Below are 10,487 nucleotides of genomic sequence, written 5' to 3'. Positions count from 1 at the left end.
GCTGCGCGGGGACATCCTGTAACTCCTGCGTTGACTGGCCGGCAGCCAACTATAATCGACGCGGTGACACGGCCGGGCGGTCCTGTTCGGGCGATGCGGGGGATCGCCCGAACAGGACCGCCCGGCGTCTCTCAGCCCACGAATCCGAGCAACGGCCGTAGCCCGTCCGGCCGTTCGGCGACCGGCAGATGATCCACGAAGTGCACCCGGCAGCCCAGCGCCGCCGCCCCGCCGTCCGCCCGCCGGTCGTCCCCGACCATCACCGCCGACCGCGGCTCGACCCCCAGCGCCCCGCACGCGATCGCGAAAAGCTTCGACTCGGGCTTCTGCACGCCGTGTTCGAACGACAGGATGTACGCGTCCACGAGCCGGTCCAGACCGTGCGCGCGGAACACCGGCCGCAGATCCCACCCGATGTTGCTCACCACCGCGATCCTGACGTCGCGTTCCTTGAGCGCCCCCAGCACCTCGGCCGCGTCCGGGTACGGCGACCAGGCCGCCGGCTGCATGTGCCGCTCGTACAGCGCGTCGTGGAGCGCCGGATCGGGCAGCTCCACCAGCCGCGACAGGCCCGTGTACGCCGCCCGGTGCGCCTCGGCGCTCTCGTCCCGGACGCTCCACACCTGCGCCAGCTCCTCGGGCACCCGCACGGACTTCGTGCCGCCCGGCAGCGCGCCCACCTCCTCCAGGGCCCGCGCGTACCCGGCCAACTCGGCCTCGGGCAGGGCGAGTCCGGCGTCCTCGACGACCGCGCGGAGCCAGGAGTCGGTGGACTCGATACGGAAGAGGGTCCCGGAGAAGTCGAACAGCACTGCGCTCATGCGCTGGACTCTACCCGGGGGCTCGGCCCGCGCAGGGCGGTTGACCTGGGGGTCAGTTGAGCGCGACCGGCGGGGGAGTGCCGTAGAAGGTGATCGGCGGCCAGCCCTTCGACACGGCGAAGTCGCTGAGGAGCGTGGCGAGTTCGAGGGCGGTGACGCCGGCGCCGGCCGGGGCCTGCTCGGTGTCGACGGAGAACTTGATCCTGAGCGTCGCGTCGATGTCGCCGATGGTCGCCGCGCCGGTGAACTGGGTACCGGGGCTGAACTCGACCGTCGCCGTTGCCGGTTCCGCCGCCCGGGCGGGCTGCGCGGCCGTCGTCGCGCCGAGGACCGCGCCCGCCGCGGTCGTGCCGGAGTAGCCGAGCAGGGTACGTCTGGAAACGTCGGACACAGTGCCCCCTGGTGGTGACGGCCTGCGGGGATGTCCCGGGCCGTGAGGGCGAGAGTAGAGGGGCCCGGGAGGGGGGAGCGGCTGAATCGGGGGGTTCGTTTGTGAGGATCGGGGCGGCGGGGAGGGGCTGGTGAGGGGCGGGTCGTCTGCCGGGGCGGCGTTCAGGGAGGCGGGTCGCCGTGCAGGACGCGGCGGTGTGTTTCGATCGCCGCCACCACGATCAGCCCGCCCAGCAGCCAGCCGCCCAGGACGTCCGTCGGCCAGTGCACGCCCAGGAAGACGCGGGTCAGGCCGACGCCGACCACGGAGACCGCCGAGACCGCGACCGCCGTACGCCACACGGCGGGAGTGCAGCCGTGCACGTGCAGGAGCCAGAGCAGCAGGCCGAACGCGACCGTCGCGGTGAGGGCGTGGCCCGAGGGGAAGGCCGCGTAGTGCGCCGAGTCGAGGGGGTCGGGCCAGACCGGGCGTTCGCGGCCCACGGCGCTCTTCAGGCCCTGCTGGACCAGCGTCCCCACGGCCGAGGTCACGGCGAGCCACAGCGCCGTGCCCCATGCCTGCCAGCGGACCACGAGACCCACGGCCACCACCGCGAGGAGCAGCCGCATCGTCAGGGGGTCCCACACCCAGTCCGTGAGGATGCGGGACGCCTGCGTGAGCGCCGGGGAGTCGACGGCCCAGCGGTGCGTGGTGCGGGACACCTCGCCGTCGGCGTCGAGGACCGGCGGCCACTCGGCCCAGACCAGCGTGAGCAGGAGCGCGAAGGAGGCGCCGAGGACGAGCGCGGCGCGGGTGGCCGCGGGGTGGGTCGGAGGGCGGGGCGGGGAGGCGAGGTGTGGGGGGTGCATGGGTCGATCCTCGCCGATGGGGGGTGGGGGAGGCGAACGGGGGGTGGAGAGGGGGTGGCCGACGGGTGGCGTGCCGTTCCTCAGCTCAGCGCGTGCAACCCAGGCACCAGCGCGATCAGCACCGGGATCACCGGGACGAGGGTCGCGAGGGCCGTGAGGCGCAGGCGGTGGGCCGGGGGGAGGCGGTTCGGGGGCGTCAGGAGGCGGTCGACCCGCTGCGAGAGGTGGCCGTCAGGAGTGGGCGTACGGCCGAACACCCCTCTGTCCTCGTTGAGTTCGACCAGCGCCAGGGCCGTGGTGAGCCGGCCGAAGCGGCGGGACGCCATGTCGTCCGCGGCGAGTTCCACCAGCCGGTGCATCTCGTCGCGGAACGCCGCGAACACCGGCACCTGCGGGAACCCGTTCGCCAGCGCGCCCGAGGCATGCAGCAGCCAGTCGTGCCGCGCCTGCGCGTGCCCCTGCTCGTGCGCGCGTACGGCGTCGAGCTGACGCCCCTTCAGGCGGCGCAACGCGGCGGTCGTGACGACGAGTTGGGGCGTCGCGCCGGACAGGAACCAGGCGTCGGGGCGCTCCCCCTCCAGCACCACGAGCCGGCCCGGCCGCTCACCCGGCAACAGCGGTACCCGCGACCGGAGTTCGGCACGCCGCGCACGGCGCCGACGGCGGGCCCGGACGACCTCGCGGACCAGCATCGCCCCGCTCCACAGCCCCGCGCACGCGAGCGACACCGCCGTCGCCGCGGCCCAAGGACCCGTCGGCGTCAGGGCGTACGCCTCCACGACCGCGCGCGGCGCCGGGGCGAACACGTGACCCCGCACCGCCTGCCACGCCGCCGCCGCGCTCAACGTCATCGACAGCGCGCAGCACAGGATCACCGCCGCGACCACACACTGCCAGGCCCACAGCGCGACCACCGGTTCCCGGTCCGGCCAACTCGCCCTGGCCAGCAGCCGGGGGGCCGCGACGGCGGTCACGAAACCGAGCAGGAGGAGGACCGCGGGGACCGTCATGGGCAGCAGCCTATGAGTGGGCGGAGGTTCGGAGGTGGCCGCGGTGAGGTGATGTGACGCAGGCCACTGTTTGAGGGGCATGGTGCGTCGCGCGCCAGATGGGAGATGCCGCCGGCCGCCGCACCTGTCACATGTTCAGCAGCATCGCCAGCATCCCGATGCCCATCGACAGCCGGCACGCCCGCGCCAGCTCCGGCCGGTCGCTCCAGCCCGTACCGCCACCGCTCTCGGCGCCGGCCGCCCTCACCGGTACGAGTCTCGCGCCGGACGCCAGGACGTACGCGGCGAAGTACCCGAGCAGGACCCCCGTGAGCAGCGGCACTCCCGAACTCCCGTGCGTGTGCACGTGCGCGGGGGCCGTCGCCGTCGCGGCGGCCATGTAGACCATCGCCAGTGCTCCTACGAGGTGATGCGCGTGGTGCCCGAGCAGGCCGCCCGCGCCCCCACGCACCGCCCACAACGAGCGCGCCGCCGCCACCCCGAACACCGCGAGATACACCGGCCACGCCCACCCCGGCGGCGTGAACACCCCCGCCGGCACCGCCATCGCGGCCATCCCGAACCCCATCACCGCCTCACCGCCCGCGGCCCTGCGCTGCCCCTCGTCCACGCTGCGCATCCGCAGCAGGCAGTAGGCCCCCGTCGCCGCGCACAACGCCACCAGCAGCCAGCCGAGCGAAGCCGGTCCGTGCACGTGCACCTCCCCGTGCCGTGTCCTGTGCGCTCCGTACGAAGTGAGCGATGCCCGGAGTGGGCGGCGCGCACGCGAGCGCAGAAGTGCACGAGGGGGCGTGAAAGGGGTCGCCGACGCGCCGGGCGCACCTGGAGATCCGTCAGCCGCCGGCGCTCTCGTACACGCCGAACACACCGCCCTGAGGATCCCGCAGGACGGCGATCCGAGGCCCGTCGGGGACCGTCATCGGGGCCATCAGCGCCGTACCGCCCGAACTCCCCGCGGTGGACGCCGTGGTGTCGACGTCGGTGACGGCGAAGTAGGGGAGCCAGTGCGGGGGGACCTCGGGCGGGAAGCGGTCGTCCATCGCGAGCATGCCGCCGAAGTCCTCGCCGCCGACGCCGAGTCGGGGGTAGCGGGCGGAGGAGCGGACGGTCCAGCCGAAGACGGTCGTGTAGAAGGACTCGGCGCGTGCGGTGTCGCGGGTGAGGAGTTCGACCCAGCCGAGGGCACCGGGGGAGTTGTAGACGCCGGCGCCGGGGAAGGTCCCGCCCTGCCAGAGCTGGAAGACGGCGCCGCCAGGGTCGGCGGCGACGGTGAAACGGCCGAGGTCGAACACGTCCATCGGGCCCAGCAGCACTCTTCCGCCGGCCTCGACGAGCAGCCGGGCGCTGACGTCCGCGTCGGACACGGCGAACGACACGTTCCAGGCGACCGGCTGTCCCGGCTGGTACAGCGGCGTCAGCGCGGCCACGGCGTCCTCGCCGAGATACGCCGTCGTGTAGCCGCCGGCCTCCTGCCGGGGATCCGTCTCGGTCCGCCAGCCGAACAGCCCGCCGTAGAACCGTTTCGCCGCTTCCAGGTCGCCAGTGCCCAACTCGGTCCAGCAGGGCCCACCGGCCACGGGCGCGTCGAGCTTCATGCCGTACCTCCCAAAGCATCCCGAGGCCAGTCGCCCCGAGGCCAGTCACCCCGGGACGGCGCACCCGAGCCGGCAGACCCGGAAGCCGGGCGTCCCGAGCGAGCGCACCCAGGGCGAGCGCCCCGGGGCAGGGCGCCCGGAGTGACGTATCCGGGAGCCGGGACCCCGAAGCAGCCCACCCGAGGCAGCCCACCCGAGGCAGTGCACCTGGAGCGAACGCCCCGAGGCAGTGCGCCAGGGCCGAGCACCCGGGACCGAAGCGCCCCGAGGCACGGCACCCGGGCCATGCACCCGGCGTGAAGCGCCCTGAGAGGATCCGTCCAGGGCATGCGCCCCGAGCCAGCGCGCCCGAAGCGCCCCGGCGTGAAGCGTCCCGAGGCTGTCCGCCCGAGGCAAACACCCCGCGCCGAGTCCCCGAGGCACAGCACCCGGCGTGAAACCCCGAGCCGAGCCCCAGGGCGACACCCGAGGCGCACCCCGTGAAGCGCCCCACCCACGCTATGCCCCCACCCCCGCCCCGGCCATCCGGGGACGTCTCAGATGCCGGGCCGGTAGCGGATCGGATGGTCCGCCGGGACCTCCACCAGCACGATCGGCGTCCCGTCGGGATCGGCGATCCACATCTCGATCAGTCCCCACGGCTCCTTCACGGGCTCCCGCACGATCGCGACCCCCTTCGTGGCCAGCTCGTCACGGGCCGCCGACGCGTCCGGCACCTGGATCCACAGCCGTGTCTCAGGGTCCCGCGGCGCGTCCGTGCGGCCGGCGATCTCCAGGAACCCGCCGCCGAGGAAGTACACGGTCCCCCGCTCGGGCCCGGTGCCGAACTCGCGGTAGACGCCGAGGCCGAGTTGTTCGCCGTAGAAGCGGCGGGCGCGCTCGGGGTCGGCGGGGTGGAGGAGGATCCGGCTGCTCAGTACATGCACCATGCGTCCGGAGCCTACGGGGAGAGTTAGGCTCTGCGAAGCCCGCGCCCCGGGAGCCCCGCAGGTCCCACGGGCCCGGTCCTCCTTCCCGCACCTCAGGAGCGACACGCATGGACACCGCCGAGACGGACCTGACCTACCGCGACGCCACCGACGCCGACGTGGACGCGCTGGTGGCACTGATCGAGTCGGCGTACCGGGGCGACACGAGCCGGGCCGGCTGGACCACCGAGGCGGACATCCTGGGCGGGCGGCGCACGGACCCCGAGGGTGTCCGGGAGGTCATCGCGAAACCGGACGGCCGCCTTCTGGTCGTCGAGCGCGGCGGCACCGTCGTCGCCTGCTGCCAGCTCGAACACCGGGGCACGCACGCCTACTTCGGGATGTTCGCGGTCAGCCCGGCGCTCCAGGGCGAGGGCCTGGGCAAGCGGATCATCGCGGAGGCCGAGCGGCAGGCCCGCGCGAGCTGGGAGGTCACCGAGATGCACATGACGGTGATCTCGGTACGGGCCGAGCTGATCGCCTGGTACGAGCGCCGCGGCTACCGCCGTACCGGCCGCATGACCCCGTTCCCGTACGGCGACGAGCGCTTCGGCGTGCCGCGCCGCACCGGCCTGGAGTTCGAGCTGCTGGTCAAGTCCCTGTAGCGGGTGGCTCCTTCGGGCTGATCGAGACCCTGAACGCTTCGATCAGCCGTCCGGCGGCTCAACTCCCCTTGATCTCCGGGTAGTCCGTCGTCACTCCGTCCAACTCGAAGGCCCGCGCGAGCCGTAGCTGGTCCTGCGTGTTCACCACCCACGCGAGGACGCGCAGGTCGTGCTTGCGGGCGTGCTCGACCGTCTCCAGGGTGAGGCGGCGGATGTTGAGGCACAGTGTGCGCGCTCCCACGTCCACCGCGCGGTCGGCGATATCGGCGCCGTAGCGTCCGCCGATCAGCGCGGTCCGCACGCCCGGCACGAGCCGGGTGATCTCGGCGAGCGCCTGGTCGTGGAAGGACGACACCTCGACCTGCTCCACCAGGTCCCGCTTGAGCATGACCTCGGCGAGCGCCTGCGCGGCGTGCGCGTCCTTGATCTCGGCCTGGATCGGCGCCGAGACCGCGTCGAGGACCTCGTCGAACGTCGGGACGCGCTCCCCGCGCCCCGCGTCCAGTGCCCGCAGCTCGTCGAGCGTGTGCTCGGCGACCGCCCCGCTGCCGTCCGTGGTGCGGTCCACGTCGGCGTCGTGCATCACCACCAGCGAGCCGTCCGCGCTCAGGTGCAGGTCCAGCTCGATCCCGTCGAGGCCCGCCGCCTGCGCCGCCACGAACGACCGCAGCGTGTTCTCGGGCTCGACCCCCATCACCCCGCGATGCCCCATCGTCACAAACTCCAAGGCCCGTTCTCGCTCTCCGTCGACGCCAGTGCGCTTGGCAGCCTAGGCCCTGTCGTCACCTTCCCGCCGCCGTGCCCCGGCGCGCGCGGGCGCGGGGGAGGGATCACGGTGCTCGCTCGAAGTCCCCGTGCTTGGCATGTACGGCAGGAAAAAATGCGGTGACCATGAGGGTGCGCAGGATAATTTCCCGAGGTTCTTCTTGCTCACGGAAACGCCATACGCATACGGTGTCCATACGCGAGGTTCTCCCGTGGAGGATGGGACATGACGGAAATTCTTGAGCGGGCGACGGCGGGGCAGGGGCTTTCTCCCGAGGCCAGGGTGGTCGAGCAGGCCGCCTGGCCGGTTCTGAAGGCCGCGGTGGAGCGCATCCGCCCCTGGCAGGCGGCGAACGGCTCGATCGACTTCGACGCCGAGGGAGCGCCGACGCACGCCGAGGCGGAGGCCGCCGTACGCGAGGTGATCGCGGCGGTCGGTGAGCTGTCCCCGCTGCTGGCGCACGACGCGGCCTACCACCGCGCTCTCGTCGCCGACCTCACGGCCTGGTCGGAGGGCGGCTTCCCGGTGCCCGACTTCCTGGACTCGCTGCTCGCCTTCCAGCCCGCCGCCGACCGGCGCGACGGCCTCCAGCACCTCGTCGTGTTCCCGATGTACACGCAGAACGGCAACCCGGACCGCAACTTCGAGGCGGTCGTCCTGCGCATGGTGTGGCCCGACTGGCTGGCCGAGCTGGAGCGCACGCGCTACGACAACCCGCTGTTCTGCGGCATCACCTTCGAGGACTTCACGCCCGGCTACGACACCAACTCGGCGGTCCTCTTCCCGGAGACGATCGCCGTCCGCGAGGCGCCGGAACGTTTCTCCTGGGGTGGGATCTTCTGCGACCGCGAGGCCGCCCGCTTCCGCCGCGTCACCGACTCCGCCGTCTCCCTCCTCGGCATCGACCTGCCCGAGGACGTCGCCGCGATGGTCCACGACCAGAAGCGCTGCGAGGAGGCGTTCGTCCTGTGGGACATGGTCCACGACCGCACCCACAGCCACGGCGACCTGCCCTTCGACCCGTTCATGATCAAGCAGCGCCAGCCGTTCTGGATGTACGGCCTCGAAGAGCTCCGCTGCGACCTCACCGCCTTCAAGGAGGCCGTGAAACTCCAGGCGGACGGCGTCCCGCAGGCCCGTGACGTGCAGTACGCGGTCCTCTTCGACCGCATGTTCCGCTTCCCCGTCACGGGCGACCGCGTCCGCAACTACGACGGCCTCGGCGGCCAGCTCCTCTTCGCGTACCTGCACCGCAACGACGTCGTCCGCTGGACCGACAACAAGCTGCACATCGACTGGGACCGTGCCCCCAAGGTCACCAACGACCTGTGTGCCGAGATCGAGAAGCTCTACAAGGACGGCATCGACCGCCCCAAGCTCGTCCACTGGTTCGCCGGGTACGAGCTGGTCGCCCGGTATCTCTCCCCGCACCCGGCCTCCAAGTGGGCCAAGGGTCCGGACGCCCTCGACCTCTCCCAGCCGCCGCGCAAGCTGGTGGACGACGTGCTGCCGGACGAGTTTCCGCTGAGCATGTTCTACGAGGCGCTGGCGAAGAAGCTGAAGAATGTGATCGCCTCGGCGAAGGGGATCACGGCGGACGACGTGGAACGCACGGCCGCGTGATCGACCGCACGACACGAACGAACAAGAGCGAGGCGAGGAACATGGGCAACGGCGCGCTGAGCGGAGCGGTGATCGCGGTCGCCGGAGCGGGCGGCCCGGCCGGCCGGGCGACGCTGATCCGGCTGGCCGAGGCGGGGGCGACCGTCGTCGGCGCCGACAACGACCCGGAGCGGCTCGCGGCCGCCGTCGACGCGGCCCGCTACGCGGCGGGCGGCGCGACGGTCACCGGCGAACCGGTCGACCTGCTGGACCTGGACTCCACGCGCGCGTGGGCCGACCGCATCGAGAAGGACTTCGGCCGCCTCGACGGCCTCGTCCACCTCGTCGGCGGCTGGCGCGGCAGCGAGACCTTCACCAAGACCAGCCTCGACGACTGGGACTTCCTGGAGCTGCTGCTCATCCGCACCGTCCAGCACACCTCGCTGGCCTTCCACGAGGCCCTCCAGCGCAGCGAGCTGGGCCGGTACGTCCTGATCAGCGCGGCCGGCGCGAGCGCGCCCACCGCGGGCAACGCCGCGTACGCCGCCGGCAAGGCCGCCGCCGAGGCGTGGACCCTCGCGCTGGCCGACTACTTCAAGAAGGCGGGCGGCGAGGGCGGCCCCACCTCCGCCGCCGCGATCCTCGTCGTCAAGGCCCTCGTGCACGACGCGATGCGCGCCGAGCGCCCCAACGCCAAGTTCGCGGGCTTCACCGACGTACGCGAACTCGCCGAGGCCATCGCCGCTGTCTGGGACAAGCCCGCCGCCGAAGTGAACGGACAGCGCCTGTGGCTCACAAAGCAGCCGTGAACCCGCCGAAGACCGACGCCCGCCGCCGGCACGACCCCGAGGTCCGGGGCTTCGCCAGCGACAACTACGCGGGCGCGCACCCGGAGGTGATGGCCGCCCTCGCGCTCGCCAACGGCGGCCACCAGGTCGCCTACGGCGAGGACGACTACACCGAGCACCTCCAGACAGTCGTCCGCAGCCACTTCGGCCCCACCGCCGAGGCGTTCCCCGTCTTCAACGGCACCGGCGCCAACGTGGTCGCCCTCCAGGCAGTCACCGACCGCTGGGGCGCCGTCATCTGCGCGGAGAGCGCCCACATCAACGTCGACGAGGGCGGCGCACCCGAGCGCATGGGCGGCCTCAAGCTGCTCACCGTCCCCACGCCCGACGGCAAGCTCACGCCCGAGCTGATCGACCGGCAGGCGTACGGCTGGGACGACGAGCACCGTGCGATGCCGCAGGTCGTCTCCATCACCCAGTCCACCGAGCTCGGCACCCTCTACACGCCGGACGAGATCCGGGCGATCTGCGACCACGCGCACGCGCGCGGGATGCGCGTCCACCTCGACGGATCGCGGATAGCCAACGCGGCGGCCTCGCTCGACGTGCCCATGCGGACGTTCACCAACGCCGTCGGCGTCGACATCCTCTCCCTGGGCGGCACGAAGAACGGCGCCCTGTTCGGTGAGGCCGTCGTCGTGATCGACCAGGACGCCGTGCGGCAGATGAAGCACCTGCGCAAGCTGTCCATGCAGCTCGCCTCCAAGATGCGGTTCGTCTCCGTGCAGCTGGAGGCGCTGCTCGCCAAGGACCTCTGGCTGCGCAACGCCCGGCACGCCAACGAGATGGCCCAGCGGCTCGCCGAGGGCGTCCGCGCGGTGCACGGCGTCGAGATCCTCTACCCGGTCCAGGCCAACGGCGTCTTCGCGAGCCTCCCGCACGACGTGAGCGTCCGCCTCCAGGAGAGGTTCCGGTTCTACTTCTGGGACGAGGCGGCCGGGGCCGTGCGCTGGATGTGCTCCTTCGACACGACCGAGGATGACGTGGACGCGTTCGTGGCGGCGCTGAAGGAGGAGATGGCGCGATAGAGGCC

The 10,487-nt window shown here is 72.5% G+C and carries 12 protein-coding genes; 4 read left to right on the top strand and 8 right to left on the bottom strand.

Annotated features, from left to right (window positions below):
• Nucleotides 1-131 precede the first annotated feature (131 nt).
• From ACLZOT_RS17280 to ACLZOT_RS17250, 7 genes are all read right to left on the bottom strand, one after another.
• Nucleotides 132-821: an HAD family hydrolase gene (locus tag ACLZOT_RS17280; protein WP_416969804.1), complete on the bottom strand. Its 690-nt coding sequence runs from the start codon at nt 819-821 to the stop codon at nt 132-134.
• A 52-nt stretch (nt 822-873) separates the two neighbouring features.
• Nucleotides 874-1,212 (bottom strand): twin-arginine translocation signal domain-containing protein, encoded by a 339-nt coding sequence (locus ACLZOT_RS17275; RefSeq protein ID WP_416969803.1) that lies wholly within the window; start codon nt 1,210-1,212, stop codon nt 874-876.
• Between the two features lie 161 nt (nt 1,213-1,373).
• Nucleotides 1,374-2,060 carry a phosphatase PAP2 family protein gene (locus tag ACLZOT_RS17270; protein ID WP_416969802.1) on the bottom strand — a complete coding sequence of 229 codons (687 nt, stop codon included), beginning with the start codon at nt 2,058-2,060 and terminating at the stop codon, nt 1,374-1,376.
• An 80-nt stretch (nt 2,061-2,140) separates the two neighbouring features.
• Complete coding sequence (locus tag ACLZOT_RS17265; protein ID WP_416969801.1) at nt 2,141-3,070, bottom strand: M56 family metallopeptidase; 930 nt, start codon at nt 3,068-3,070, stop codon at nt 2,141-2,143.
• Nucleotides 3,071-3,197: 127 nt separating this feature from the next.
• Nucleotides 3,198-3,764, bottom strand: coding sequence for a DUF5134 domain-containing protein (locus ACLZOT_RS17260; protein WP_416969800.1), 567 nt, complete (start codon nt 3,762-3,764; stop codon nt 3,198-3,200).
• A gap of 139 nt (nt 3,765-3,903) precedes the next feature.
• Nucleotides 3,904-4,665 (bottom strand): VOC family protein, encoded by a 762-nt coding sequence (locus tag ACLZOT_RS17255; RefSeq protein WP_416969799.1) that lies wholly within the window; start codon nt 4,663-4,665, stop codon nt 3,904-3,906.
• Between the two features lie 536 nt (nt 4,666-5,201).
• Nucleotides 5,202-5,594: a VOC family protein gene (locus ACLZOT_RS17250; protein ID WP_416969798.1), complete on the bottom strand. Its 393-nt coding sequence runs from the start codon at nt 5,592-5,594 to the stop codon at nt 5,202-5,204.
• A 107-nt stretch (nt 5,595-5,701) separates the two neighbouring features.
• Here ACLZOT_RS17250 and ACLZOT_RS17245 point away from each other — a divergent pair, with 107 nt between their 5' ends.
• Nucleotides 5,702-6,238: a GNAT family N-acetyltransferase gene (locus tag ACLZOT_RS17245; RefSeq protein WP_416969797.1), complete on the top strand. Its 537-nt coding sequence runs from the start codon at nt 5,702-5,704 to the stop codon at nt 6,236-6,238.
• Nucleotides 6,239-6,296: 58 nt separating this feature from the next.
• Here ACLZOT_RS17245 and ACLZOT_RS17240 read toward each other — a convergent pair whose 3' ends face one another.
• On the bottom strand, nt 6,297-6,965 hold the full coding sequence (locus ACLZOT_RS17240) for a glycerophosphodiester phosphodiesterase (RefSeq protein WP_416969796.1): 669 nt from the start codon (nt 6,963-6,965) through the stop codon (nt 6,297-6,299).
• 264 nt (nt 6,966-7,229) lie between these two features.
• Between ACLZOT_RS17240 and ACLZOT_RS17235 the strand changes: the two genes are divergently transcribed.
• The 3 genes from ACLZOT_RS17235 to ACLZOT_RS17225 are packed head-to-tail and all read left to right on the top strand — an operon-like array spanning nt 7,230 to nt 10,482.
• A complete protein-coding gene (locus ACLZOT_RS17235) occupies nt 7,230-8,627 on the top strand; it encodes a DUF6421 family protein (RefSeq protein ID WP_416969795.1) in 1,398 nt (465 codons plus the stop codon).
• 41 nt (nt 8,628-8,668) lie between these two features.
• Nucleotides 8,669-9,415 (top strand): SDR family NAD(P)-dependent oxidoreductase, encoded by a 747-nt coding sequence (locus tag ACLZOT_RS17230; RefSeq protein ID WP_416969819.1) that lies wholly within the window; start codon nt 8,669-8,671, stop codon nt 9,413-9,415.
• Nucleotides 9,412-10,482, top strand: a complete 1,071-nt coding sequence (locus ACLZOT_RS17225) for a threonine aldolase family protein (RefSeq protein WP_416969794.1) — start codon at nt 9,412-9,414, stop codon at nt 10,480-10,482. The genes ACLZOT_RS17230 and ACLZOT_RS17225 overlap by 4 nt, the downstream gene beginning before the upstream one ends.
• Nucleotides 10,483-10,487 lie beyond the last annotated feature (5 nt).

Origin of the sequence: Streptomyces sp. 4F14 (assembly GCF_048159485.1) — a bacterium.
GTDB lineage: Bacteria > Actinomycetota > Actinomycetes > Streptomycetales > Streptomycetaceae > Streptomyces.
Note: the sequence above shows the minus strand (reverse complement) of the source record. Positions and strands in the feature narration are given on the sequence as shown.

Excerpts from the sequence above, each read along its gene's own strand:
- ACLZOT_RS17255 (WP_416969799.1), bottom strand. The coding sequence starts at position 4,665 with ATGAAGCTCGACGCGCCCGTGGCCGGTGGGCCCTGCTGGACCGAGTTG.
- ACLZOT_RS17250 (WP_416969798.1), bottom strand. The coding sequence starts at position 5,594 with ATGGTGCATGTACTGAGCAGCCGGATCCTCCTCCACCCCGCCGACCCC.
- ACLZOT_RS17270 (WP_416969802.1), bottom strand. The coding sequence starts at position 2,060 with ATGCACCCCCCACACCTCGCCTCCCCGCCCCGCCCTCCGACCCACCCC.
- ACLZOT_RS17265 (WP_416969801.1), bottom strand. The coding sequence starts at position 3,070 with ATGACGGTCCCCGCGGTCCTCCTCCTGCTCGGTTTCGTGACCGCCGTC.
- ACLZOT_RS17230 (WP_416969819.1), top strand. The coding sequence starts at position 8,669 with ATGGGCAACGGCGCGCTGAGCGGAGCGGTGATCGCGGTCGCCGGAGCG.
- ACLZOT_RS17245 (WP_416969797.1), top strand. The coding sequence starts at position 5,702 with ATGGACACCGCCGAGACGGACCTGACCTACCGCGACGCCACCGACGCC.
- ACLZOT_RS17280 (WP_416969804.1), bottom strand. The coding sequence starts at position 821 with ATGAGCGCAGTGCTGTTCGACTTCTCCGGGACCCTCTTCCGTATCGAG.
- ACLZOT_RS17235 (WP_416969795.1), top strand. The coding sequence starts at position 7,230 with ATGACGGAAATTCTTGAGCGGGCGACGGCGGGGCAGGGGCTTTCTCCC.